Genomic DNA, 24,034 nt, shown 5'->3' on the forward strand with positions numbered 1-24,034 from the left:
TGGGTGGGGCTCGCCCTGCCCCGATATTCAAGGATCCTACGACATGCATGGCTGGATCATTCTCGACAAGCCGCTGGGATTGGGCTCGACGCAGGGCGTGTCCGCGGTGAAGCGCGCGCTGCGCAACGGCGGCTATGGCAAGTTCAAGGTCGGCCACGGCGGCACGCTCGATCCGCTCGCGACCGGCGTGCTGCCGATCGCGGTCGGCGAAGCGACCAAGCTCGCCGGGCGGATGCTCGACAGCGACAAGATCTATGATTTCACCATCATGTTCGGGGTCCAGACCGACACGCTCGACGCCGAGGGCGTAAGCATCGCCACCTCCAACGTGCGCCCGACGATGGCAGCGGTCCAGGCGGTGCTGGCGCAGTTCACCGGCCCGATCGCGCAGGTGCCCCCCGCCTATTCCGCACTCAAGATTGATGGCGAGCGCGCCTACGACCTTGCCCGCGCTGGGCAGGACGTGGTGCTCGCCAGCCGGAACGTGACGATCCACGCACTCACCCCCCACCCCACCCGTCTTTTGCATGACGGGGTCGGGGCGGGACTGGAGGCAGTCACCCTCACCGCGCATGTCTCCAAGGGCACCTATATCCGTTCCCTCGCGCGCGACATCGCGCTGGCGCTCGGAACCGTCGGCCACGTCACCATGCTACGCCGCGTAAAGGCCGGCCCGTTCGACCTCTTATCGGCGATATCGCTGGACAAACTGGACGAACTCGCTAAGGCCTCCGCGCTTGAAGATGTACTACTGCCCTTGAGGGTGGCGCTGGACGACATCCCGGCTCTCTCCCTCACCCCCGACCAGGCAGGGGCGCTCCGACAGGGGCGTATCTTGGCCGGGATCGCCGCAGACGATGGCCAATACTTCGCCGAGCTGGACGCTGTCCCGGTCGCGCTGGTCGAGGTCGAGGACGGAGACGTCCGGGTCGTTCGCGGTTTCAATCTGTGATGTCGAAGGACTGAGAATTCATGACGATTACTGCTGAACGCAAGACCGAGCTGGTCAAGATCCACGCACGCCAGGACGGCGACACGGGTTCGCCCGAAGTCCAGGTCGCGATCCTGACCGAGCGGATCAAGAACCTGACCGAGCACTTCAAGGGCCACAAGAAGGACAACCACTCGCGTCGTGGTCTCCTGATGATGGTCAACAAGCGCCGGTCGCTGCTGGACTATCTCCGTCACAAGGACGGCCAGCGCTATCTGGATCTGATCGCGAAGCTCGGTCTCCGCAAGTAAAACGAACGGCTCCCTTCGGGGGGCCGTTTTTGTATATACGACTTTGATTCCGCGCCATCGCGCGCGGAGGCAAACGCCAGGACGCAATTCGGTGGACTGGCAAGGAGCGACAACTCGCTCCACACCGCCGCGAGCCGGCTTAGCTCGCACATAGGCCCCGGTCGGCATCTGGCCGCCGGAGTGAAGGAAACGAAATGTTCGATACCAAAACCGTAAGCGCCCAGTGGGGCGGCAAGACGCTGACGCTCGAGACCGGCCGTGTGGCCCGTCAGGCAAACGGCGCCGTGCTCGCCACCCTCGGCGAGACCGTCGTTCTGTGCGCCGTGACGGCTGCACGGACCGTCAAGGAAGGGCAGGATTTCTTCCCGCTTACCGTCCATTACCAGGAGAAGTTCTCCGCAAGCGGCCGCATCCCCGGCGGCTTCTTCAAGCGTGAGCGCGGTGCGACCGAGAAGGAGACGCTGACCAGCCGTCTCATCGATCGCCCGATCCGCCCCCTCTTCCCAGAGGGTTTCTACAACGAGATCAACGTGATCTGCCAGGTTCTGTCGTATGACGGCGAGAACGAGCCGGACATCCTCGCGATGGTCGCGGCGTCGGCGGCGCTGACGATCTCGGGCGTGCCGTTCATGGGCCCGATCGGCGCAGCACGCGTCGGCTATGTCGATGGCGCCTACATCCTCAACCCGACGCTCGACGAAGCCAAGGCGGGTGATCTCGACCTCGTCGTCGCCGCCACCGGCCAAGCCGTGATGATGGTCGAGTCGGAAGCCAAGGAGCTTTCGGAAGAGATCATGCTCGGCGCGGTCCAGTTCGCGCACAAGGCTTGCCGCGAAGCCGCCAACCTGATCATCGATCTTGCCGAGCAGGCTGCCAAGGATCCTTGGGAAATGGCTGAGCAGGCCGACCTGTCGACCGCCAAGGACAAGCTGAAGAAACTGATCGGCAAGGACATTGCGGCCGCCTACAAGGTGACCGACAAGTCCAAGCGTTCGGACCTGCTGAACGCCGCACGCGCCAAGGGCAAGACCGCCTTTGCCGATGCGACCCCGCAGGACCAGATGGCGGCCGGCAAGCTGATGAAGAAGCTGGAGGCCGAGATCGTCCGCGGTGCCATCCTCAAGGACGGCACCCGCATCGACGGCCGCACCACCACGCAGATCCGTCCGATCGAAGCGATGGTCCACTTCCTCCCGCGGACGCACGGCTCGGCCCTGTTCACGCGCGGCGAGACTCAGTCGATCTGCACCACCACGCTCGGCACGCGAGACGCAGAGCAGATGATCGACGGCCTCAACGGCCTGTCGTACGAAAACTTCATGCTGCACTACAACTTCCCGCCCTACTCGGTCGGTGAAGTCGGTCGCTTCGGTGCGCCGGGTCGTCGCGAAGTCGGCCACGGCAAGCTCGCCTGGCGCGCGCTGCACCCGGTGCTGCCGTCGAAGGAAGAGTTCCCGTATACGATCCGCGTATTGTCGGACATCACGGAGAGCAACGGCTCGTCGTCGATGGCGACGGTCTGCGGCGGGTCGCTGTCGATGATGGATGCAGGCGTTCCGCTCAAGCGTCCGGTGTCGGGCATCGCAATGGGCCTGATCCTCGAGGGCAAGAACTTCGCGGTTCTGTCGGACATCCTGGGCGACGAGGATCACCTCGGCGACATGGACTTTAAGGTTGCTGGCACGTCCGAGGGCATCACCACGATGCAGATGGACATCAAGATCGCCGGCATCACCGAAGAGATCATGGGCAAGGCGCTGGCACAGGCCAAGGAAGGCCGCGCGCACATCCTGGGCGAAATGGCCAAGGCGCTCGACCACACGCGTGAGGAGCTGTCGGCCCACGCACCGCGTATCGAGACCTTCACGATCGAGAAGTCGAAGATCCGTGAAGTCATCGGCACCGGCGGCAAGGTGATCCGCGAGATCGTCGCGCAGACCGGCGCCAAGGTCGACATCGACGACGAGGGCGTGATCAAGGTGTCGTCGTCCGAACCCGCGCAGATCGAAGCCGCGATCAAGTGGATCAAGGGCCTCGTCGAGGAAGCCGAAGTCGGCAAGGTCTATGACGGCAAGGTCGTCAACCTGGTGGACTTCGGGGCGTTCGTGAACTTCATGGGTGGCAAGGACGGTCTCGTCCACGTGTCCGAAATCAAGAACGAGCGCGTCGAGAAGGTCTCCGATGCGCTGAGCGAAGGCCAGGAAGTCAAGGTCAAGGTCCTCGAGATCGATCCGCGCGGCAAGGTTCGCCTGTCGATGCGCGTCGTCGACCAGACGACCGGCGAAGAGCTGGAGGACACGCGTCCTGCCCGTGAGCCGCGCGAAGGCGGTGACCGTGGTCCGCGCGGTCCGCGTCGCGATGGCGATGGTGGTCGTGACGCCGGTAACGGCGGTGGCGGTCGTGGCCCGCGCGGCGAAGGCGGCGGCGGTGATCGTGGTCCCCGTGGCCCGCGTCGTGATGGTGATGGCGGTCGTGATGGCGGCAACGGCGGTGGCCGTGGCCCGCGTCGCGACGGTGGTGGCCAGGGCGGCGAGCGCGCTCCCCGCGCCGAGCGTTCGGACGGCGACAAGGCCCCCGAGTTCGCTCCGGCGTTCCTGACGGGCGATCGCGACTAAGCGATCTTGCCGACTGGCAACCAGCGAGAGGGGATCCGGGCAACCGGGTCCCCTTTTTCGGGGCGATCACGATTGCGGGAGCCGGCGGCGCGATGCCACGGGATCCGCGCTCGGCAATTTGTACGAGAATGACGGTCGGACACGCTGCTACCGACTTGCAGGGTCCAGCGTGCATGCGCATTCTCGGCCAAGGCAGCAGAGATGCGGGGGCATCATGGCAACCTTGGCGACCAGCGTGTCGGCGATCACCGCCGAGCGGCGTTTCTATCTCATGCTGGCTGCGATCATCGCGGTCACCGTCTTCGCGGGGTTCGGGCTGGACCTGCAGCGGACAGACTGGAACATCGTCGGGCTTCCCGCCCAGGTCCATCTGCACGCTGCCGTCTTCTTCGGCTGGATCATCCTCTACGTTGCGCAGAACTGGCTGGTCGACCGGGGGTCGATCGCGATGCACCGGCGACTGGGCGTCGCAACCGCGTGTCTGGTCCCGGTCATGGTCGTGGTGGGCGTCGCGACGACGGTCATGGCCGTCCGGCTAAACCGTGTCCCGCCCTTCTTCACGCCGGGCCTTTTTCTCGCGCTCGACCTACAGATCATTGGCTTTGCGATCCTGGCGGGCTGGGCGATCCAGCTGAGACACCGGTCCGACTGGCACAAGCGCCTGATGCTGTCCGCGACGATCCTGATCATGTCGCCGGCGCTGGGGCGCATCCTGCCGATGCCGCTCATGGGTCCGTCCGGGACCTGGGCGATATTCATCGCGACCATGGCCTATCTAGGGGCCGCGATGCTGTTCGATGCGCAACTGCGCGGGCGGGTGCACCTGGCCTATTGGTGGGGCGCGGCAATGCTGACCCTCGTCCAGCTGCTGATCGGCATCGTCGGGTTCAGCCCGCAGCTCGACAAGCTGGTCGCCCAACTCGCCGCCTGACGGCGGGCACGCGCTTGAGTAGGATTTGAGTGGGGAGCTTCTGTTGCTCGGTGCCCCCCGTACCGCCGGTTTCCACTTCTGTTGCCCGGTGTGGCCCGAACCGCGCTTTCGTCCGTATAACTTAGGTCGTTAGACCGTCAGTTATGCGGCAATTGCGAGTGCTTCGTTATCGTTGGCACTTGTGTATGGGCCGTTGCGGTGGTCCCATTCCGAGCGAAACATAGCGTCGTTGAACACACGTCGATCCTAGTTCGACCCCGTCATCGTCCCCCTCTTGCGAAGAGGGCGGTGGTGGAGTCGCCGGGTACTGCCCCCGGGTCCGCTGTGTCTATGACACGCCACGGTTTATCGCCATAGTCACCAGAGGAGAATTCCCCCGACGACGCTTGTGATATAGAGTGGCGGTCGGCCGATTAAAAGCCCGTGATTTTGCCCTTTGCGGCCTTTCGCTCGCCACAAACCGCGTGCATAGAAATCTGTATTATGTTGACGCAGCGCTCTCGCTACGCGCTTCGCGCGATGATCTTCCTTGGCGGCGCCCCGGTCGGTGGTCCACCGATCCCGATGACCCGCATCGCGGCGGAGGCCAATGTCCCGCGCAAGTTTCTCGAGCTGATCCTTGCGGACCTGCGCGAGTCCGGCTTGCTGCACAGCCATCGCGGCAAGATGGGCGGCTATCGCCTGTCGCGCCCCAGCCACCTGATCTCGCTCGGCGAGATCATCCGGATCATCGAGGGCCCGCTCGCGCTGGTGCCCTGCGTCAGCCGCACGGCCTATCGGCCCTGCCTCGACTGCAAGAGCGAGGCAGACTGCGCGATCCGCTTTGCGATGATGCGCGTCCGCGACGAGACTGCGCGGATCCTCGACGGCACGAGCCTGGCGGATGCCAACGCCGAGGATTTGGCCGCAGCCTGATCCCGCCCTCCCCCGCAGGGAGAGGGCCAGGACGATCAACCCCGCGCCTTGAGCTCGTCGCGGATCTCCCGCAGCAGCGCGATCTCGACCGGCTCGGGCGCGGGCGCGACCGGAGTCGCTTCTTCCTCACGCTTAAGCCGCGCGGTTTCACGCTCGATCAGCGCCGCCGCGCGGTTCACGACGCGCAGGATCATGAAGATGATGAAGGCGACGATCACGAAGTTGACGAGCTGCGTCGCGAACGCGCCATAGCCGAGCAACGGCACCCCCGCCTTCTTCAGCGCCGCATAGTCGCTGAGCGAACCGGCATAGTTTGCGGGGACAGGCCCCATCCGCCAGAAATAGCTCGAAAAGTCGAGCCCGCCGAAAATCTTGCCGATCACCGGCATCAGCACGTCGTCGGTCAGCGAGGTGACGATCTTGCTGAACGCCGCCCCGATGATCACCGCAATAGCCAGATCAAGCACGTTGCCGCGCATGATGAACGCTTTGAATTCCTTGAGCATTTGCGCCCCCTTTTCCAGTCCCCCGCACGCTAGCCATCGATTTCGGTTTCGCCAAGCCGGTCCGCTGTCCTATGGGGGTGATACAGACCAGCAGGAGAGCCCCGATGTCGTCCTATGCCCAGATTCTTCGCGGATCCGCCGTCGTTGCGCTCGCGGCGACGCTTGGCGGCTGCGGGATCAACAGCATCCCGACCGCCGAGGAAAATGTGAAGGCGCGCTGGGCCGATGTGCAAAACGACTATCAGCGTCGCGCCGATCTGATCCCCAACCTCGTCGCGACGGTCAAGGCGGCCGGCGCGCAGGAAAAGAGCATTCTGGTCGAGGTGACGCAGGCGCGCGCCGCGGCGAGCACGGTGCAGGTCTCTGGCGACGACCTGACCGACCCTGCGAAGATCGAGCAATTCTCGCGCGTGCAGGGTGCCGTCGGGTTGTCGCTGCAGCGACTGCAGGAAGCCTATCCCGAGCTCAAGAGCCAGGCCAATTACACCACGCTGATGAGCCAGCTCGAAGGCACCGAGAACCGCATCACGATCGCACGGCGCGACTATAACGGCGCGGTCCAGGCTTATAACACCAAGATCCGCACCTTCCCCGACGCGGTCGGCGCGAAGATCTTCTATGGCGCAAAGCCGATGGTGCCATTTGCCGCGACCACGCCGGGGGCCGAGACGGCGCCGACGGTGAATTTCGGCAACGCGAGCTGATCGCGGGGCCGGCGGCATGATCCGCGTCCTCGCGGCGCTCCTCTTCGCGGTGCTGCTCGGCAGCGGCACCGCAGGCGCCCAGACTTTCCCGAAATTTACCGGCTTCGTCGTCGACGCGGCAAACGTGATCCCGCCCGAGCAGGAAGCGGCGCTCACGAAACGACTCGACGATCTCCAAAAAGCGACCGGCAACCAGCTGGTCGTCGCGACCATCGCCGATCTGCAGGGCTATCCGATCGAGGATTATGGCTATCGCCTGCTGCGGAACTGGGGGGTCGGGCTGAAGGACGCCAATAACGGTGCGATCCTGCTCGTCGCGCCGAACGACCGCAAGGTGCGGATCGAGGTCGGCTATGGGCTGGAACCGGTCCTGACCGATGCGTTTTCGAGCGTCGTGATCAACCAGCAGATCCTGCCGCGCTTCAAGGCCGGCGACATGACCGGCGGGATCGTCGCGGGCACGAATGCGGTCGCGGACCAGCTCGCTTTGCCCGACGCAGAGGCCCGCACGAAAGTCGGCGCGGCGGCGGCCGAATATGACAAGACGCATCGCCGCGCGCCGTCCGGCAACGGTGGCGGCGTGCCGATCGGGCTGATCATCTTCGGGATCGTGGCCGCCGCGATCGTCATTCCGATGATCTCGCGGCGTGCCGGTGGCACCCGCTATTCAAGCGGTGGCGGCGGCAACGGGACACTGCCGATCGTGTTGTGGAGCATCGCCAACGAGATGTCACGGCGCGGCGGCGGCGGTGGCAGCAGCTGGGGCGGCGGTGGCGGCGACAGCGGCGGCGGTGGCTGGATGGGCGGCGGTTTTGGCGGCGGCGGCGGCGGCTCTGCCGGCGGCGGCGGCGCATCGGGGAGTTGGTGACATGCGATTGAGCGAAGCCGATCACGGCCGCGTCACCGCCGCCGTTACGCAGGCCGAAACCACGACGACGGGCGAGATCGTCACGATCGTCGCGCGCCAGTCCGACGCCTATCACGACGTCTCGCTGCAATGGTCCGTGCTTGCCATGCTGCTGAGCCTTGCGGTGCTCGCGCTGCACCCGCTGGCGGCCGACCAGATCTATGCGCGGCTCGTCGACCCGTGGGCGCAGTCGGCACCACAGGGCGCGTTGTTCGCGATCGCGCTCGTCCTGATGACGCTGGTGTTCCTGGGCATGCGCCTGCTGCTCACCATCCCCGCGCTACGGCTCGCGCTGACGCCAGGCGCAACGAAATCGCGCAGGGTGCGCCGGCGTGCAGTGATGCTGTTCCGGGCGGGCGCGGAAAAGCGCACGCGCGGCGCGACCGGCGTGTTGCTGTACCTGTCGCTTGCCGAACACCGCGCGGAGATCGTCGCGGACTCGGGCATCCATTCGCGCGTGCCGAACGAGATCTGGGGCGCGGCGATGGCGGCCGTGCTCACCGCGGTGCGCGACGACCGGCCGGCAGACGGCATGGCCGATGCCGTCGCGCAGATCGGCACGGTACTCGCCGAGCATTTCCCGCGAACCGGTGCGGCGATCAACGAACTTCCCGACAGGCTGATCGAATTATGAGCACGACCGTATGGGCGGGCAAGTTCCTGACCGTGCAGACTGAAGGCACCTGGGAATATGCGGAACGTCGCGGGCAGATCGCCGCGGCCGTGATCGTCGCGATCGACGCCGGCAACGTCATCCTGGTCGAACAGTTTCGCGTACCGCTGGGCCGCGCCTGCCTCGAACTGCCCGCCGGGTTGGTGGGTGACGAGACCGCGGGCGAGAGCGTCGCGGTCGCCGCCGGGCGCGAGCTCGAGGAGGAAACCGGCTACCGCGCGGCTGCGATCGAGGATCTGGGGCTGTTCTATTCGTCGCCGGGGATGACGTCCGAATGCTTCACGCTGGTCCGTGCGACCGGGCTGACCAGGGTCGGCGACGGCGGCGGCGATGGTGACGAGAACATCACCGTCCACCGCGTACCACTCACCGACATTCCCGCCTTTGTCGCGGCGAAGCGCGAGGCGGGCGTCGCGATCGACGCGAAGATGCTGCTGATCCTCGCGGGATCGATCCTCTAGCGACGCGCGCGCTGAGCCGTTTTCAACCCCGTCGCCGGAACGGCGTCGGGTAGTCGCTTATTTGAAGTTGTCCGCGTAGCTCTGCAGCTTCAGCGTCTTCTGCGGCGCCGGCACGACCGTGTAGCCGAACCCCTCACGCTCGCAATGCGCGATCGCGGCCTCGGCGGTCGGGAAGAACAGGCGGAGCTGGTCTCGCGTGTCGCCGCTGCCGGCCCAGCCGGTCAGCGGGTCGGGGCGCTTGGGCTCCGAGGGTTCGAATTCGAGCTGCCAGCTGTCGGTCCGGTGCTTGCCGGACTGCATGGCGTTCTTGGGGCGCTGGAAGATACGGGCGGTTGGCATGGGCTCCCCTTATCGCGAAGTTGCGCCCCTTGCATCCGCCTTTTTCGTGCGCAGCGTCGCCGATGCCGCGGCGGGATCGTCGGGCCAGGGATGCTTGGGGTAGCGACCGCGCATTTCCTTGGCGACCGCGACCCAGCTTCCCGCCCAGAAACCGGGCAGATCGCGCGTCGTCTGGATCGGGCGTCCCGCCGGTGACGTGAGGCTCAGCACCAGCGGGACACGTGCTTCGCCGATGGTCGGATGCACGCCGAGCCCGAACAGCGCCTGGACGCGCAGTTCGACGCGCGGCCCTCCCTCGGCGGCATAGTCAATCGCGTGCGTGCTGCCCGCCGGACTCGTGAAATCGGGCGGCGCGAGGCGGTTGATCATCTGCATTGCATCCCAGCCGAGGAGGTTGCGCAACGCCTCGACGAGTGCCCCCGGGGCGATCGCATCGAGTCGGCGCTTTCCGACGAGCAGAGGCGCGAGCCATTCGTCCAGGCGGTCGAGCAACGCCGCATCGTCGAGCGGCACCCCCGCATAAGCGGCGCGGTCGCGCAACGCCTGCCCGCCGTCGCTCCACGGCAGCAGCGAAAGACCGTGCTCGCAAGCCGCCTCCAGCAGCGCGGCGAGGATCGCGTCGGAATCGGCGCCGCTGTCGGGTCCGCTCGACAGCCGGATCGCGCCGAGCCGGCGTTCGCGGAGCGCCTGGATGCCGCCGGTCGCTGGGTCGAAGCTGACCGTGCGGCGCGATTCGATCCGATCGGCGAACAGCGCCTCGACCGTCGGCTGATCGATCACCGCCGCGGACAGGATCCGCGCGCCCGCCGCGGACCCTTGCGTATCGGCGACCGCAAGCCATTCCGCACGCGCCAGCGGCGACGTCGGATCGAGCCGGAACCCGCGTCCGCCGACCGATGCCCAGGTTTCGCCGGACGGATCACGCCGCCGGGCGACGCGGTCGGGATAGCCAAGCGCGATGCACGTGGCGACGCCCCCGTCTGCCGGCGAGAGAGACCCGCGCGACGGTGCGAGGCGGGCCCACCGCTCGGCCATCCCGCGCGCGGCCTGCGCCTTCGCGCCGCGTTCGGTCTTCCAGCGGCGCAAGCGGGTTTCGACATCTACGTCCTGCCCACCGATGCCACGCTCGCCGAGCAGCACCGCGACCTGCGCGGCGACCTCGGCCAGCCCCCGCTCTCCGGCGCGCAACAGCATATGGGAAAGCCGCGGCGGCATCGGCAGCTTTGCGATCGCACGGCCATGCGCCGTCGGACGACCGTCCTCGTCGATCGCCTCGAGCGTCGCCAGCCGGCGCAGCGCCTCGTCGATCGCCGCAGCGGGCGGCGCATCGATCCAGCGCAGGTCACGGGGGTCGGCGACACCCCACAAGGCACAGGCGAGCACCAGCGCGGACAGATCAGCCTCGAGGATTTCGGGCGGATCGTATCGCGGCAGTCCCGCGGTCGCGGGCTCTTCCCACAACCGGTAGGCGGTGCCTGGGCCCAGACGCGCGGCACGCCCGGCGCGCTGCGTGACCGCGGCCTGGCTCGCGCGTTCGGTGACGAGGCGGGTCATGCCCGCCGCGCGATCGTAACGCGGACGCCGCGCGAGACCGGAATCGACGACGATCCGGATCCCGTCGAGCGTCAGGCTGGTCTCGGCGATGCTGGTCGCCAGCACGACCTTGCGACGGCCATCGGGTTCGGGAAGGATCGCCGCGCGCTGCGCCGCCGGATCGAGGCTGCCATGAAGTTCGTGCACGACGATGTCGTCGGGCAGGTTCGCGAGCCGGTCCGCGGTCCGTTCGATCTCCGCGACGCCCGGCAGGAAGGCGAGCACGCCGCCCTGCTCCTCTACGAGTGCACGGCGGATCGCCGCCGCCATGCCATCCTCGATCCGCGCCTCCCCCGGGCGACCGATATGCCGCAGCGTCAGCGGATAGCTCCGCCCCTCGCTCTCGATCACCGGCGCGTCGTCCATCACCGCCGCGAACCGCGCGCCGTCGAGCGTGGCCGACATCGCGACGAGCCGCAGGTCGGGACGGAAGCCCGCCTGCACGTCGAGGGCGAGTGCGAGCCCGAAATCGCCATCGAGACTGCGTTCATGCACCTCGTCGAACAGCACCGCGGACACCCCCGCCAGTTCCGGGTCGGACTGGATCCGCGCGACGAAGATGCCCTCGGTGACGACCGTGACGCGCGTCGCCGCGGATCGCTTGCTGTCCATCCGCGTCGCATAGCCATAGGTCCGCCCGACCGGCTCGCCCGCCGTCGCCGCCATGCGTTCCGCCGCGGCGCGCGCGGCGAGGCGCCGGGGTGAGAGCAGCAGGATCTCGCCGGTGCACCAGGCTTGCTCGAGCAGCGCAGGCGCGACCGCGGTCGTCTTGCCCGCGCCCGGCGGCGCGACGAGCACGGCGGAGGACCGCGTACGCAGCGCGGTAAGCAGTTCGGGCAGGACGGCAAGGATCGGTAGCGGCGGCGGAGTCATCGCCGCCTGCTGCCACAGATCGGTCGTGGCGCAACCGCTTTTCCGGGGGTCGCGCACCACCGCGACCGTCGTGCCCAGCCCCCACCCCGCCGAACGCGGCTGGCAAGGACGCGCGAACCTGCTAGACGCGGGGCACGAATATGGCGTCCGATCCTTCCCCAAACTCTTCGACGGCGACCCGCCGGACCACCGACAGACTGCGCGGCAGTATCGCGCGCGTCTGGGCGAGCCGCTGGACCAAGGCGGCGCTCGCGCTGTTCGGCCTCGGGCTGATCGCGCTGTTCGGCTTCTGGCTGATCGTCGTCCGCGACCTTCCCTCGGTCGATACGCTGCGCACCTACGAACCGCCCTTGCCGACCAATGTGCGCGGGATCGATGGGGCACCGATCCACAGCTATGCGCGCGAACGTCGCGTCGAGCTCAGCTTCGCCGAATATCCGCCGATGCTGATCAATGCGTTCCTGGCCGCGGAGGACAAGTCGTTCTTCGAGCATCACGGCGTCGACTTTCCGGGGCTCGCCGGCGCGGTCTTCGACTATGTCTCGAAGATCGGCAGCGGCCGACGCGCCCGCGGCGGATCGACGATCACGCAGCAGGTCGCCAAGAACCTTCTGATCGGCAACGAATATTCGCCGACGCGCAAGCTGCGCGAAGCGGTGCTGGCGTATAAGATCGAGGATACGCTGACCAAGCCGCAGATTCTCGAACTCTATCTGAACCAGATCGCGCTTGGCCGGAACGCGTTCGGCGTCGAAGCCGCCAGCCACGCCTATTTCGACAAGGACCTCGACCAGCTCGATCTCGCACAGATCGCCTATCTCGCGATCCTGCCCAAGGGTCCGTCGAATTACGATCCGGTGCGCTATCACGACCGCGCAATGACGCGGCGCAACTATGTGCTCGACCGGATGCTCGAGAACGGGTTCATCACCCGCGCGCAATTCGACGCGGCGAACGCCGAACCGCTGGGCGTCGTGCTGCGACGCACGCCCCGGTTTGAAAGCGTCGGCGGCTATTTCGTCGAGGAAGTCCGCCGCCAGCTGATGGCCAAGTTCGGCGAAAGCGCGAAGGACGGCCCTTACAGCGTCTACTCGGGCGGCCTCTGGGTGCGGACCTCGTTCGACACGCGGTTGCAGGATCTGGCGCAGCAGGCCTTGCGTGATGGTCTGGTCCGCTTCGACAGCGGGCGCGGCTGGAACGGGCCGATCCGCCATGTCGAGATCGAGGACGACAACTGGCTCCAGCCGTTGCTCAACAGCAACATCGCACTCGATTACCGCAACTGGGTGGCGGCGATCGTGACCGGCAAGGACGGCAATAGCTGGAGCCTCGGCTTCCGCACCGGCAAGACCGGCACGCTGCCACGATATGCCGCGCAGATGGCGGTGCGCGGCAAGGGCGGCAATGCGTTCGGGGCGATCAAGACCGGCGACATCATCGCGGTCGCGCCCGAAGGCGGCGAGTTCGCGCTCCGGGCGATCCCCAAGGTCTCAGGTGCGTTCGTCGTCGAGGAGCCTGCCAGCGGCCGCGTGCTTGCGATGCAGGGCGGCTTCGACGACCGGCTCCAGGCGTTCAACCGCGCCACCCAGGCGATGCGCCAGCCTGGATCGACGATCAAGCCGATCGTCTATTCCGCCGCGCTCGACAACGGGATGACGCCCGCCTCGATCATCGTCGACGGGCCGTTCTGTGTCTATCAGGGTGCGCGGCTGGGACAGAAATGCTTCCGCAACTTCGGCAATTCGCGCGGCGCCGGGCCGCACACGATGCGTTGGGGCATCGAACAGTCGCGCAACCTGATGACGGTCCGCGCCGCCGCGCAGACCGGCATGCCCAAGGTCGTGGCCACCATCAAGAAGATGGGCGTCGGCGATTACGCGCCCTATCTCTCCTTCGCGCTGGGTGCCGGCGAGACGACCGTGGGGCGGATGGTCAACGCCTATTCGATCCTCGCGAACAACGGCAAGGGCGGGCCGCCGTCGCTTATCGACTTCGTCCAGGATCGGCACGGCAAGGTAATCTGGCCCGAGAACTGGCGGGCCTGCGACCGGTGCAACGCCCCCGATTGGGACGGCAAGCCGATGCCGCGTCCGGTCGCGCGCCAGCGCCAGGTGCTCGACGCGATGACCGCCTATCAGATGGTCCACATCACCGAAGGCGTGGTGCAGCGCGGTACCGCGGTGACGCTGCGTGATCTCGATCGGCCAATGTTCGGCAAGACGGGCACGAACAATGGCCCGACCGACGTCTGGTTCATCGGCGGAACCCCGCAATATGTCGGCGGGCTGTATATCGGCTTCGATACGCCGCGGAACCTTGGCAGCGCGGCGCAGGGCGGCACGCTGGCGGCGCCGATCTTCAAGCAATTCGCGGTCAAGGCCTATGCCGATCTGCCCAAGCTGCCATTCCGCGCACCCGCGGGCATCCGGATGGTCCGGATCGACCGGGGGAGTGGCCGCCCGGTCTATGGGACATGGCCGAACACCGACGATCCCAAGCCGGGCGTCATCTGGGAAGCGTTCAAGCCCGAAAGCGAGCCGCGGCGTGCCGCGCGCCGTGCGGGCCCCGCTCCCACCACCACCACCGCGCCGACCGCCGCCCCTAAGGCAGAGGCTCCGCGCGACAGCGATTTCTTGCAAAGACAGGGCGGAATCTACTAGCCGTCCCCATATTCCGGGGTTGGCTGTTCATGCCGACCCCAACACTGGAGAATACCCATGCGCGCCGAAGCGCAGGCTCACGTTGACACCATCAAGGACGCGCTGGCGCTGTTGCGCCGTTTTCTCGACTGGGACCGCGCACTGCGTCGTCTCGACGAGCTGAACGCGCGCGTCGAGGATCAGGCGCTCTGGTCGGACCCCAAGGCTGCGCAGGAGGTGATGCGCGAGCGTCGTCGTCTCGACGAGGCGATCAGTGCGACGCGCGCGATCGAAAGCGAGCTCAGCGACACGTCCGAGCTGATCGAAATGGCCGAGGCCGAGGGCGACACCGCGATGGAAGCGGACGGCGTCGCCGCGCTCGCCGAACTCGCCGCCCGCGCGGACAAGGACAAGATCAAGGCGCTGCTTGCGGGCGAGGCCGATGCCAACGACACCTATATCGAGGTCAATGCCGGCGCCGGCGGGACCGAGAGCCAGGACTGGGCGGGCATGCTCAGCCGGATGTATTCGCGCTGGGGCGAACGCCACGGGCTGAAGGTCGAGCTGGTCGACCAGCATTCGGGCGAGCAGGCGGGGATCAAGTCCGCGACGCTGCTGCTGAAGGGCGAGAACGCCTATGGCTATGCCAAGACCGAGAGCGGCGTTCACCGGCTGGTGCGGATCAGCCCGTATGATTCCGCGGCGCGTCGTCACACGTCGTTCGCCAGCGTCTGGGTCTATCCGGTCGTCGATGACAATATCGAGGTCGAGTATAACGAGAGCGACCTGCGTATCGATACGTATCGCGCATCAGGCGCAGGCGGCCAGCACATCAACACGACCGACTCGGCCGTGCGCATCACGCACGTCCCGACTGGCATCGTCGTGCAGTGTCAGAACCAGCGATCGCAGCACAAGAACAAGGCCGAGGCCTATAACCAGCTCCGCGCGCGGCTCTATGAACGCGAGCTCGCGATCCGGGAGCAGGCGGCCAATGCCGAGAATGCATCGAAGACCGATATCGGCTGGGGCCACCAGATCCGGTCCTATGTGCTGCAGCCGTACCAGATGGTGAAGGACCTGCGGACCGGCGTGGTCTCGACCAGTCCGTCGGACGTGCTCGACGGCGATCTCGAGGCGTTCATGGCCGCCGCGCTGTCGCAGCGTGTGACCGGCGAGGCGGTCGAGGTGGAGGACGTCGATTGAAGATGACGCGCGTCCTGGCCCTGCTGCTGTCCCCGATCTGGCTGCTAGCGGCATGCGATGGCAGCAAACCGCTGATCCAGCGTGAACCCAAGGATGCGGGCCCCTTCCCCGCCGCCGACCGGCCGGTCGCGTCGATCGTTTCCGCGCGCTGGTCGAACGAGGAGGCGCGCGACCGGCTGAACGAGGCGGGCGAGGTCATGACCAAGGCGGATATCCGCAAGGGCATGACGGTCGCCGATATTGGCGCAGGCGAGGGCTATTACACCATCCGCGCCGCCGCCCGCGTCGGCAAGGATGGTCGCGTTCTCGCAGAGGACATCGTCGCGAGCGTGCGCGACCAGCTGGCGGAGCGCGTCGCGCGTGAGGACCTCGCCAATGTCAGCGTGCGACTCGGCGAAGCCAATGATCCAAAGCTCCCCCCGGCGAGTTTCGACCGCGTGCTGATGGTGCACATGTATCACGAGATCGAGCAGCCCTATGAGTTCCTGTGGCGGCTTCGCCCTTCGCTGAAACCCGCCGGACTGGTCGTCGTCGTCGATGCCGATCGCGAGACGCGCAACCACGGTACGCCGCCCGCATTGCTCAAATGCGAGTTCGCGGCGGTCGGCTATACGCAGGTCGACAGGGACGAGATGCCGTCGGCAGGCGGCTATATGGCCATGTTCCGCGCGACCGGCCCGCGCCCCGCGCCCGAGGCGATCCGCGCCTGCCGGACGAAATAGCGCCACCGGGTGGAGCAACTGTTGCTCCGGACCGTCAGACCACCCCCATCGCGCGCAGGCTCGCCACCCGGTCGCCAGCGATCACCACGTGATCGAACAGCACGACCTCCACGGTCCGCAACCCGGCCGCCAGCGTACGGGTAAACGCCACGTCGCGCATACTCGGGGTCACGTCCCCGCTCGGATGATTGTGCGCGATCACCACCCCCTGCGCCGCGAACGCCAGCGCATCGGCCACGATGATGCGCACTGCGATCCGCACCTGATCGCGCCCGCCCGCCACATGCCGCATGCCCAAAAGCCTCCGATTCGGATCAAGATAGGCGACCGCCACAGCCTCGGTCGCGGCATGCCCAAGTCTTGCGAACAGCGCGCACGCCGCTGCGAGGTCGGCAATGATCAGACCGGAGGCGGGCAACGTGGGCACCACCTCGACTGCCGCATAGCCGCCCCTGTCGCATCCACAACTGCATCCGCTTGAGCGATCCGTCCCGCACCGCTAGGCCGTCGCGATGCGCCAATATCTAGACCTCATGGACCGCGTGCTCTCGACCGGAGTCGAGACGATGGACCGCACCGGCACGGGCACGCTCAGCGTCTTCGGCGCGCAGATGCGCTTCGATCTCGCACAGGGCTTTCCCGTGCTGACAACGAAGAAGCTCCACCTTCGCTCGATCATCGTCGAACTCCTGTGGTTCCTGCGCGGCGACACCAATGTCCGCTGGCTGCAGGACCGCAAGGTCGCGATCTGGGACGAATGGGCGGACGAGAGCGGCGATCTCGGCCCCATCTATGGCAAGCAATGGCGCGACTGGGTGGCCGGCGACGGTCGCCATATCGATCAGATCGCCGAGCTGGTCGACCAGATCAAGACCAACCCCGCCTCGCGCCGCCAGATCGTCTGCGCGTGGAACCCGGGCGATCTGCACGCGATGGCGCTGGCCCCCTGCCACTGCCTGTTCCAGACGCATGTCGCGAACGGCAAGCTCTCGCTCCAGCTCTACCAGCGCTCCGGCGACATCTTCCTCGGCGTGCCGTTCAACATCGCCAGCTACGCACTGCTGACGCACATGCTCGCGCAGCAATGCGGACTCGAGGTCGGCGAGTTCATCTGGACCGGCGGCGACTGCCACCTCTATTCGAATCATCTCGAGCAGGCGCGACTGCAACTCGGCCGCACCCCCGGCCCGCTCCCGCGGCTCGAGATCGTGCGCACGCCCGACTCGATCGACGCGTATGAGTATGAGGATTTCGTACTCCACGATTACGTCGCGCAGCCGCACATCAAGGCACCCGTCGCGGTGTGAACCCGCCGCCCGAACAGAGAGCGAATCGCAATAGGAACCCGTGACGGCGCGCGCGGTTGACCGTCCGAACCCATTCGGAAGGCCATCATGGACATCACCCAGCTCATCCTCGACGAACACGCCCAGCAGCGCGCGCTGTTCGCACAGATCGACAGCATCGACGCCAAGGACACCGAGGCGCTTTCGGCACTGTGGACCCGCCTCAAGAACCTGCTCGACGCGCATGCCGAGGCGGAGGAGCGCTTCTTCTACCCGCGGCTGATGAAGATAGGCACCGGCGGCAACGACGCCGACTCGGCCGCCGAGGAGACCGAGGACGCGATCGAGGATCACAACGACATCCGCGAAACCGGCGAAGCGGTCGACAAGCACCCGGTCGGCTCGGACGCGTGGTTCGAGGCGGTCGGCGAATGCAACAAGGCGAACAGCGATCACCTCGCCGAGGAAGAGCGCCAGGGCCTGACCGATTTCCGCAAGCATGCGACGCTGGAAGAGCGGCACGAGCTGGGCGTCCGGTTCGCGGCGTTCGAGGCGAACCACCTGAACGGCGTGAAGGTCGTCGAGAAGGATCCCGAGGCGTACGTCAAGGAACACGCCCCGAACTGATCCACCCGCTTCTTACCACCCCGGCGAAGGCCGGGGTCCAGGTGGAAAGGTGGTCGTAACGGAGCGCCGTCTTTCACCACCGACGTCCCCCAACTGGGCCCCGGCCTTCGCCGGGGTGGTGATACAAGCATAGCCCCCCGCCCCCATATCCGGCATGATGCGCCGATGATCACCTTCTACCTAGCCCGTGCCAGCAACGGCGTCATCGGTCGCGACGGCCAGCTCCCCTGGCGCCTCCCTGCTGATCTCAAGCGCTTCAAGGCGTTGACGATGGGCAAGCCGATGGTGATGGGCCGAAAAACGTTCGAGAGCTTCCGAAGCCCCCTTCCCGGCCGCCGCCACATCGTCCTCACCCGCGGTCACTGGCACGCCGACGGCGCGGAAGTGGCGCATTCGATCGACGAGGCACTCGCGATGGCCGGCGAAGACGTCGCGGTGATCGGCGGCGCGCAGATCTATGCGCAACTGCTCCCCCATGCAGACCGGATCGAGCTCACCGAAGTCCATGACGAACCCGAAGGCGACGCCATCGTCCCCGCGTTTGACGGCTGGCACGAGATTGCCCGCGAAGACCACCCGGGCGAAAAGCAGCGTCCACCCTACAGCTTCGTCACCCTCACCCGCCGGTAAAGACCGTTCCCCGCGCGGAGGCGGGGGCTCGGACCCGGCTCCCGCCTCCGCGGAAGAACAAGGAGGCGCGGGAGACAACGACACGGAAGGACTATCGTCATCCGCGGCGTCTGGGTACTGACCCGTGCATGCAACGGCTCGACGGTGGCGCATCCATCCCTTCGCATCTGGCGGACGGGATCGTGGCGCTGGGTAATTTCGACGGATTCCATCTCGGTCACCAGGCGGTGGTCGCGCGCGCGATCGCGTGGGCCAAGGCGGAGGGTCGCCCCGCGCTGGTGGCGACGTTCGATCCGCATCCGGTCCGCCATTTCCGCCCCGATACGCCCCCCTTCCGCCTCACGACGCTCGACCAGCGCGAGCGGCTGTTCGCAGACGCTGACGCCGATGCGATGGTGGTGTTCCACTTCGACGGCGATCTCGCCGCGCTGACCGCCGAGCAGTTCGTCGCCGACCGGCTCGAACGCAATCTTCGGATCGGCGGCGTTGTGACGGGCGAGGACTTCACCTTCGGCCATGCCAAGAGCGGCACGGTCCACACGCTCGCCGCGCGCGGCCCGGTCCACGGCTTCCGGGCGGAAACCGTCCGCGCGGTCGCGCTGGATGGCGAGACGGTGTCCTCGACCCGGATCCGCGAGGCGCTGCGTGCCGGCGACATGGCGACCGCGACCCGGCTGCTGACGCGCCCGTTCGCGATCGAGGGCGTGGTGCAGCATGGCGACAAGCTCGGCCGCACGATCGGCTATCCGACCGCCAATCTAGACATGGGCAACTATCTGCGCCCCGCCTACGGGATTTACGCGGTGACCGGCCGGCTGGAGGACGGCCGCGTGCTTAAGGGCGCGGCGAACCTCGGCATCCGCCCGAGCTTCGATCCGCCGAAGGAACTGCTCGAGCCGCATTTCTTCGATTTTGCCGAGAACCTGTACGGGCAGACGATCGAGGTCGCGCTGATCGACTATCTGCGCCCCGAGGCGAAGTTCGACAACCTCGACGCGCTGATCGCGCAGATGGACATCGACTGCGACCGCGCGCGCACCATCCTCGGCTGACTGCGCCACTGCTGGTGCGTGCGGGAGGGGGGATGGCAACGGGCCCCCGGCTCGGCTACAGCCCGCCCCACCTATGACCGACGCACCCGCCCCCGCCGCGCGCGATTATCGCGACACCGTCTTCCTGCCGAAGACCGACTTCCCGATGAAGGCCGGTCTCGCCGCCAAGGAGCCGGCGATCCTCGAGCGCTGGGCAAAGCTCGGCATCTACGACCGGCTGCGCGAACAGCGGCTCGGGCGCGAGCGGTTCATCCTGCACGACGGCCCCCCGTACGCGAACGGCGACATCCACATGGGCCATGCGATGAACAAGGTCCTGAAGGATATCATCGTCCGCTCGCAATCGCTGATGGGCAAGGACGCGCCCTACGTCCCCGGCTGGGACTGTCACGGCCTGCCGATCGAGTGGAAGGTCGAGGAAGCGTATCGCGCGAAGAAGCTGAACAAGGACGACGTCCCCGTCGACCAGTTCCGCGCCGAATGCCGCGCCTATGCCGAAAAATGGGTCGCCGTGCAGAAGGGCGAGTTCGAGCGGCTCGGCGTGATGGGCGACTGGGCCGATCCGTACCTCACGATGAAGTACGACGCCGAGGCGACGATCGTCGGCGAACTGCTCAAATTCGCCGAGAGTGGCCAGCTGTACCGCGGTGCGAAGCCCGTGATGTGGTCGCCGGTCGAAAAGACCGCGCTCGCCGAGGCCGAGGTCGAATATGAGGACATCGTCTCGACGCAGATCGACGTTGCCTTCGAGATCGTCGACGCGCCGAACGCGCCCGAACTGGTCGGCGCGCATGCGGTGATCTGGACGACGACGCCGTGGACGATCCCGGTGAACCAGGCGCTGAGCTATGGAGCCGAGATCGAGTATGTCTGCGTGCTTGCGGACGATCGCTATGTCGTGATCGCCGAGCATCTGCTTGATAGCGTTCGCACGCGCATTGGCTTCGATCTTTGGTCGGAGAACATCAAGTGGCGCGGTAAGGGTTCGCAACTGGAAGGCGCGACCGCACGCCACCCGATGCACACCCTCGGCGGGTTCTTCGCGAAGCCCCGCCCGTTCCTCCCCGGCAGCTTCGTCACCACCGACGCGGGCACCGGGCTCGTCCACATGGCGCCGGATCACGGCGAGGACGATTTCGAGCTCTGCAAGCAGTACGGCATCGACCCCGTCTTCGCGGTCGACGGTGCGGGCATGTACCGCACCGACTGGGCCTGGCTCGGCGGGCAAGGGTCCGTCATCAACAAGAAGTTCGTGGCCGCCGACGGCCCGATCTGCACCGACCTGCGCGCGACCGGCGCGCTGCTCGCGGCGAGCGACGACTTCAAGCACAGCTACCCGCATTCGTGGCGTTCCAAGGCCAAGGTGATCTTCCGCGCTACGCCGCAATGGTTCATCCCGATGGATGCGGCGACGTCGGTCGGGATCCAGGGTGCTTCGACTTCGCTCAGCACGAACGGGGTTGGGGATGCGGACTCACCCACGGTAGGGGTTGAGGGCACGCCGACGCCCGGGGCCATCGACGCACCCACACCGTTCGCCCTGAGCGAAGTCGAAGGGCCTGGATCGAGCAACGGCGCAACCCTCCGCGAGATCGCGCTCGATGCGATCGCCGCGACCACCTGGATCCCCGCACGCTCGGAAAACCGGATCACGTCGATGGTGCAGGGCCGCCCCGACTGGGTCATCTCGCGCCAGCGCGCCTGGGGCGTGCCGATCGCGCTGTTCGTCGACCGCGCCACCGGCCAGTACCTCAACGACCCCGCCGTCAACGCGCGCATCGTCGAAGCCTTCCGCCAGAACGGCGCGGATGCGTGGTACGCCGACGGCCACCAGGCGCTGCTCGGCCCCGATTACGACCTCGCCAACTATGAGGTCGTGAAGGACATCCTCGACGTCTGGTTCGATTCGGGCTGCACCCACGTCTTCACGGTCGAAGCGCGCTACGGGGAAGGCACACGCGCCAACCTGTACCTCGAAGGGTCGGACCAGCATCGCGGCTGGTTCCAGTCGAGCTTGCTCGAAAGCTGCGGCACGCGCGGTCGCGCACCCTATGATGCGGTCCTCACCCACGGCTTCGCGCTCGACGGCCAGGGCCGCAAGATGTCGAAGAGCCTCGGCAACGTCGTCGATCCGCTGAAGATCATCGGCGAGAGCGGCGCGGACATCCTGCGCATGTGGGTCGCCTCGACCGACTATTTCGACGATGTGAAGATCGGCAAGGAGGTGCTCGCCACCGCGTCGGATTCCTACCGCAAGCTGCGCAACACGTTCCGCTACATGCTCGGCGCGCTCGAGGGCTTCGACGAGTCGGAACGCGTCGCGGTGTCCGACATGCCCGAACTTGAGCGCTACGTGCTCCACCGCCTGGGCATGATCGACACCGAACTGCGCCAGGCGGCGGAAGGCTATGAGTTCAACCGCTACACGCGGCTGCTGACCGACTTCGCGAACGAGGACCTGTCCGCGTTCTTCTTCGATATCCGCAAGGACTCGCTCTACTGCGACGCGCCCGGCGACGTGAAGCGCCGCGCGTATCGCACGGTCCTCGACGTGCTGTTCCACGCGCTGGTCCGCTACGCCGCGCCGGTGCTGTGCTTCACCGCGGAGGAAGTCTGGCAGTCGCGCTTCCCGAGCGAGGACAGCTCGGTCCATTATCTCGAATGGCCGTCGCTCCCATCGCTCGACGCGGACGACGTCGTCGGCGCCAAGTGGCAGGAAATCCGCGCGCTGCGCGTCGCCGTCACCGAGGCGATCGAGCCGTTGCGCCGCGAGAAGACCGTGCGGTCCAGCCTCGAGGCCGAGATCACCGTCCCATCGATGCTGCTCGACGCCAACGCGCTGGCCGAGGCGTTCATCGTCGCCAAGGTCACGCCGGGCGATGCGGTCACCGTGACGCGCACCGACTTCCACAAATGCGGCCGCTGCTGGCGCCACCTCCCCGAGGTGACCACCGACGGCGAGCTCTGCAACCGGTGCGAAGAGGTGGTGGCGCATGCGTAACCTGCCAAAGGCCGGCTTCGGGGCGGCGATCGCGCTGTTCCTCGCCGACCAGCTCAGCAAATGGGCGGTGACGCGTCCGCTCGGGATCGATTCGCTCGGCGATGCGCAGACGATCACGTCGTTCTTTGACCTGCGCTTCGTGCCCAATATCGGCATTTCGCTCGGGTTGCTGCCCGCCGATGGCCATCTGACGCGCTGGGCGCTGGTGCTTCTGACGGGCGCGATCTCGGTCGGGGTCGCAATCTGGATGACGCGCGAAAAGAACAGGGCGGATCAGATCGCGCTGGGCTTCGTGCTCGGCGGTGCGGTCGGCAATATCCTCGACCGGATCCGGCTCGGTTATGTCGTCGATTTCGCCGACCTGCATATCGGCGAGTGGCGCCCGTTTTTGGTCTTCAATGTCGCGGATGCAGCGATTACTGTCGGCGTGCTCGTCCTGCTTGTCCGGGCGCTGCTCGTGCGCGAGAAGCCCCCTGTGGAGAATTCCCATGCGTAAGTTTGTGCCCCTGGCTGCCGGTCTGGCGAGCGTCGCGTTGCTGTCCGGCTGTGGCGCCGGCAAGAGCCTCGATCGTGCGCGACCGGACGAGTTCGCCGTCGCCCGCCAGGCTCCTTTGGTCATCCCGCCCGATTTCGCGCTGGTGCCGCCGCAGCCGGGTGCCGCACGGCCGCAGGATACCGCCGCGAACGCCCAGACGCTCGACGCGCTGTTCGGCGGCACCGCTGCGCGCAGCCCTGCCGAAGCCGGCGTGCTGAGCGAAGCTGGCCCCAGCGCGGCCGACCCCGGCATCCGGTCCAGCGCGGGCGATCCCGGCACGACCGTGATCGACAAGGGCTCGACCACGCGCGACATCGTTGCCGCCCCCGAAGGCGACGGCCAGGATGCGCGCGCCACCGCCAACTGATCGGTTGCTGCAAGACGCGAAAAAGGGCGGCTCCCGCAGGGGGGCCGCCCTTTTTCGTGTTCGGTCGATGGCCACCCCGCCCGCCCTGATCCGTAGGATACCTCAGCTTCCGCTGGGGTAACGAGATGGGGCATGAAGCGACGGTGCAAAATGCCGCAACCGCGCGCTCCCGCCATCCCGGCCAAGCGCCAAGACGACGACAGCGCCCGC

Annotated in this window: 23 protein-coding genes and 1 other RNA gene; 19 read left to right on the forward strand and 5 right to left on the reverse strand. The window is 66.9% G+C overall.

What is annotated here, in order from left to right:
• Positions 1-43: 43 nt before the first annotated feature.
• From truB to IFT87_RS02430, 4 genes are all read left to right on the forward strand, one after another.
• Complete coding sequence (truB, locus tag IFT87_RS02415; RefSeq protein ID WP_192007345.1) at positions 44-952, forward strand: tRNA pseudouridine(55) synthase TruB; 909 nt, start codon at positions 44-46, stop codon at positions 950-952.
• Positions 953-972: 20 nt separating this feature from the next.
• A complete protein-coding gene (gene rpsO / locus IFT87_RS02420) occupies positions 973-1,242 on the forward strand; it encodes a 30S ribosomal protein S15 (RefSeq protein WP_031394369.1) in 270 nt (89 codons plus the stop codon).
• A 194-nt stretch (positions 1,243-1,436) separates the two neighbouring features.
• Entirely contained in the window at positions 1,437-3,857 is a 2,421-nt protein-coding gene (pnp, locus tag IFT87_RS02425) for a polyribonucleotide nucleotidyltransferase (protein ID WP_192007347.1), read from the forward strand.
• 214 nt (positions 3,858-4,071) lie between these two features.
• Positions 4,072-4,788, forward strand: a complete 717-nt coding sequence (locus IFT87_RS02430; RefSeq protein WP_192007349.1) for a hypothetical protein — start codon at positions 4,072-4,074, stop codon at positions 4,786-4,788.
• 67 nt (positions 4,789-4,855) lie between these two features.
• Here the strand turns inward: IFT87_RS02430 and ssrA are convergent.
• Positions 4,856-5,211: a transfer-messenger RNA gene (gene ssrA, locus IFT87_RS02435) on the reverse strand.
• A gap of 60 nt (positions 5,212-5,271) precedes the next feature.
• Between ssrA and IFT87_RS02440 the strand changes: the two genes are divergently transcribed.
• Complete coding sequence (locus IFT87_RS02440; protein ID WP_031394858.1) at positions 5,272-5,703, forward strand: RrF2 family transcriptional regulator; 432 nt, start codon at positions 5,272-5,274, stop codon at positions 5,701-5,703.
• Between the two features lie 35 nt (positions 5,704-5,738).
• On the opposite strand, the gene mscL is transcribed toward IFT87_RS02440, so the two are convergent.
• The gene (gene mscL, locus IFT87_RS02445) at positions 5,739-6,209 is read right to left on the reverse strand and encodes a large conductance mechanosensitive channel protein MscL (protein WP_031394859.1); all 471 of its coding nucleotides are present in this window, start codon (positions 6,207-6,209) and stop codon (positions 5,739-5,741) included.
• A 104-nt stretch (positions 6,210-6,313) separates the two neighbouring features.
• Here mscL and IFT87_RS02450 point away from each other — a divergent pair, with 104 nt between their 5' ends.
• Genes IFT87_RS02450 through IFT87_RS02465 form a run of 4 tightly spaced genes read left to right on the forward strand, consistent with a single transcriptional unit; the run spans position 6,314 to position 8,954 of the window.
• Entirely contained in the window at positions 6,314-6,913 is a 600-nt protein-coding gene (locus IFT87_RS02450; protein ID WP_031394860.1) for a LemA family protein, read from the forward strand.
• Between the two features lie 16 nt (positions 6,914-6,929).
• A complete protein-coding gene (locus IFT87_RS02455) occupies positions 6,930-7,781 on the forward strand; it encodes a TPM domain-containing protein (protein ID WP_056679953.1) in 852 nt (283 codons plus the stop codon).
• A 1-nt stretch (position 7,782) separates the two neighbouring features.
• Entirely contained in the window at positions 7,783-8,454 is a 672-nt protein-coding gene (locus IFT87_RS02460) for a TPM domain-containing protein (protein ID WP_037530049.1), read from the forward strand.
• Positions 8,451-8,954, forward strand: coding sequence for an NUDIX hydrolase (locus IFT87_RS02465; RefSeq protein ID WP_197975093.1), 504 nt, complete (start codon positions 8,451-8,453; stop codon positions 8,952-8,954). Before IFT87_RS02460 ends, IFT87_RS02465 begins: the two co-directional genes overlap by 4 nt.
• Positions 8,955-9,011: 57 nt before the next feature.
• Here the strand turns inward: IFT87_RS02465 and IFT87_RS02470 are convergent, their stop codons facing one another.
• Together IFT87_RS02470 and hrpB are read right to left on the reverse strand one after the other, a co-directional pair.
• Entirely contained in the window at positions 9,012-9,293 is a 282-nt protein-coding gene (locus IFT87_RS02470) for an ETC complex I subunit (protein ID WP_031440756.1), read from the reverse strand.
• A 9-nt stretch (positions 9,294-9,302) separates the two neighbouring features.
• Complete coding sequence (hrpB, locus tag IFT87_RS02475; protein WP_192007717.1) at positions 9,303-11,759, reverse strand: ATP-dependent helicase HrpB; 2,457 nt, start codon at positions 11,757-11,759, stop codon at positions 9,303-9,305.
• Between the two features lie 140 nt (positions 11,760-11,899).
• Here hrpB and IFT87_RS02480 point away from each other — a divergent pair, with 140 nt between their 5' ends.
• The 3 genes from IFT87_RS02480 to IFT87_RS02490 are packed head-to-tail and all read left to right on the forward strand — an operon-like array spanning position 11,900 to position 16,326.
• On the forward strand, positions 11,900-14,419 hold the full coding sequence (locus IFT87_RS02480) for a penicillin-binding protein 1A (protein ID WP_031440010.1): 2,520 nt from the start codon (positions 11,900-11,902) through the stop codon (positions 14,417-14,419).
• A 57-nt stretch (positions 14,420-14,476) separates the two neighbouring features.
• Positions 14,477-15,604: a peptide chain release factor 2 gene (gene prfB / locus IFT87_RS02485; protein ID WP_031394840.1), complete on the forward strand. Its 1,128-nt coding sequence runs from the start codon at positions 14,477-14,479 to the stop codon at positions 15,602-15,604.
• 2 nt (positions 15,605-15,606) lie between these two features.
• Entirely contained in the window at positions 15,607-16,326 is a 720-nt protein-coding gene (locus tag IFT87_RS02490) for a class I SAM-dependent methyltransferase (protein ID WP_192007351.1), read from the forward strand.
• Positions 16,327-16,360: 34 nt separating this feature from the next.
• Here the strand turns inward: IFT87_RS02490 and IFT87_RS02495 are convergent, their stop codons facing one another.
• Positions 16,361-16,753, reverse strand: coding sequence for a JAB domain-containing protein (locus IFT87_RS02495; RefSeq protein ID WP_342211119.1), 393 nt, complete (start codon positions 16,751-16,753; stop codon positions 16,361-16,363).
• Positions 16,754-16,838: 85 nt separating this feature from the next.
• Here IFT87_RS02495 and IFT87_RS02500 point away from each other — a divergent pair, with 85 nt between their 5' ends.
• From IFT87_RS02500 to IFT87_RS02530, 7 genes are all read left to right on the forward strand, one after another.
• Positions 16,839-17,633 carry a thymidylate synthase gene (locus tag IFT87_RS02500; protein WP_192007353.1) on the forward strand — a complete coding sequence of 265 codons (795 nt, stop codon included), beginning with the start codon at positions 16,839-16,841 and terminating at the stop codon, positions 17,631-17,633.
• Positions 17,634-17,720: 87 nt separating this feature from the next.
• Positions 17,721-18,239 carry a hemerythrin domain-containing protein gene (locus IFT87_RS02505; protein ID WP_031395906.1) on the forward strand — a complete coding sequence of 173 codons (519 nt, stop codon included), beginning with the start codon at positions 17,721-17,723 and terminating at the stop codon, positions 18,237-18,239.
• Between the two features lie 165 nt (positions 18,240-18,404).
• Positions 18,405-18,869 (forward strand): dihydrofolate reductase, encoded by a 465-nt coding sequence (locus IFT87_RS02510; protein ID WP_192007355.1) that lies wholly within the window; start codon positions 18,405-18,407, stop codon positions 18,867-18,869.
• A gap of 128 nt (positions 18,870-18,997) precedes the next feature.
• On the forward strand, positions 18,998-19,921 hold the full coding sequence (locus tag IFT87_RS02515; RefSeq protein ID WP_192007357.1) for a bifunctional riboflavin kinase/FAD synthetase: 924 nt from the start codon (positions 18,998-19,000) through the stop codon (positions 19,919-19,921).
• 73 nt (positions 19,922-19,994) lie between these two features.
• On the forward strand, positions 19,995-22,922 hold the full coding sequence (gene ileS / locus IFT87_RS02520) for an isoleucine--tRNA ligase (RefSeq protein ID WP_192007359.1): 2,928 nt from the start codon (positions 19,995-19,997) through the stop codon (positions 22,920-22,922).
• On the forward strand, positions 22,915-23,418 hold the full coding sequence (lspA, locus tag IFT87_RS02525) for a signal peptidase II (RefSeq protein ID WP_031395901.1): 504 nt from the start codon (positions 22,915-22,917) through the stop codon (positions 23,416-23,418). Before ileS ends, lspA begins: the two co-directional genes overlap by 8 nt.
• Complete coding sequence (locus IFT87_RS02530; RefSeq protein ID WP_031440002.1) at positions 23,411-23,824, forward strand: DUF3035 domain-containing protein; 414 nt, start codon at positions 23,411-23,413, stop codon at positions 23,822-23,824. The genes lspA and IFT87_RS02530 overlap by 8 nt, the downstream gene beginning before the upstream one ends.
• Positions 23,825-24,034 lie beyond the last annotated feature (210 nt).

The sequence above is a fragment of the Sphingomonas sp. CFBP 8765 genome (genome assembly GCF_014841445.1).
In the GTDB taxonomy this organism is placed as follows: domain Bacteria; phylum Pseudomonadota; class Alphaproteobacteria; order Sphingomonadales; family Sphingomonadaceae; genus Sphingomonas; species Sphingomonas aerolata.

Bases quoted from the DNA above. Each gene is read 5' to 3' on its own strand.
- IFT87_RS02455 (WP_056679953.1), top strand. From the start codon at position 6,930: ATGATCCGCGTCCTCGCGGCGCTCCTCTTCGCGGTGCTGCTCGGCAGC.
- ileS (WP_192007359.1), top strand. From the start codon at position 19,995: ATGACCGACGCACCCGCCCCCGCCGCGCGCGATTATCGCGACACCGTC.
- IFT87_RS02450 (WP_031394860.1), top strand. From the start codon at position 6,314: ATGTCGTCCTATGCCCAGATTCTTCGCGGATCCGCCGTCGTTGCGCTC.
- IFT87_RS02430 (WP_192007349.1), top strand. From the start codon at position 4,072: ATGGCAACCTTGGCGACCAGCGTGTCGGCGATCACCGCCGAGCGGCGT.
- rpsO (WP_031394369.1), top strand. From the start codon at position 973: ATGACGATTACTGCTGAACGCAAGACCGAGCTGGTCAAGATCCACGCA.
- lspA (WP_031395901.1), top strand. From the start codon at position 22,915: ATGCGTAACCTGCCAAAGGCCGGCTTCGGGGCGGCGATCGCGCTGTTC.
- IFT87_RS02515 (WP_192007357.1), top strand. From the start codon at position 18,998: ATGCAACGGCTCGACGGTGGCGCATCCATCCCTTCGCATCTGGCGGAC.
- IFT87_RS02510 (WP_192007355.1), top strand. From the start codon at position 18,405: ATGATCACCTTCTACCTAGCCCGTGCCAGCAACGGCGTCATCGGTCGC.
- IFT87_RS02440 (WP_031394858.1), top strand. From the start codon at position 5,272: ATGTTGACGCAGCGCTCTCGCTACGCGCTTCGCGCGATGATCTTCCTT.
- truB (WP_192007345.1), top strand. From the start codon at position 44: ATGCATGGCTGGATCATTCTCGACAAGCCGCTGGGATTGGGCTCGACG.
- pnp (WP_192007347.1), top strand. From the start codon at position 1,437: ATGTTCGATACCAAAACCGTAAGCGCCCAGTGGGGCGGCAAGACGCTG.
- mscL (WP_031394859.1), bottom strand. From the start codon at position 6,209: ATGCTCAAGGAATTCAAAGCGTTCATCATGCGCGGCAACGTGCTTGAT.
- IFT87_RS02460 (WP_037530049.1), top strand. From the start codon at position 7,783: ATGCGATTGAGCGAAGCCGATCACGGCCGCGTCACCGCCGCCGTTACG.
- IFT87_RS02490 (WP_192007351.1), top strand. From the start codon at position 15,607: ATGACGCGCGTCCTGGCCCTGCTGCTGTCCCCGATCTGGCTGCTAGCG.
- IFT87_RS02505 (WP_031395906.1), top strand. From the start codon at position 17,721: ATGGACATCACCCAGCTCATCCTCGACGAACACGCCCAGCAGCGCGCG.
- prfB (WP_031394840.1), top strand. From the start codon at position 14,477: ATGCGCGCCGAAGCGCAGGCTCACGTTGACACCATCAAGGACGCGCTG.
- IFT87_RS02470 (WP_031440756.1), bottom strand. From the start codon at position 9,293: ATGCCAACCGCCCGTATCTTCCAGCGCCCCAAGAACGCCATGCAGTCC.
- hrpB (WP_192007717.1), bottom strand. From the start codon at position 11,759: ATGACTCCGCCGCCGCTACCGATCCTTGCCGTCCTGCCCGAACTGCTT.
- IFT87_RS02480 (WP_031440010.1), top strand. From the start codon at position 11,900: ATGGCGTCCGATCCTTCCCCAAACTCTTCGACGGCGACCCGCCGGACC.
- IFT87_RS02465 (WP_197975093.1), top strand. From the start codon at position 8,451: ATGAGCACGACCGTATGGGCGGGCAAGTTCCTGACCGTGCAGACTGAA.
- IFT87_RS02500 (WP_192007353.1), top strand. From the start codon at position 16,839: ATGCGCCAATATCTAGACCTCATGGACCGCGTGCTCTCGACCGGAGTC.
- IFT87_RS02530 (WP_031440002.1), top strand. From the start codon at position 23,411: ATGCGTAAGTTTGTGCCCCTGGCTGCCGGTCTGGCGAGCGTCGCGTTG.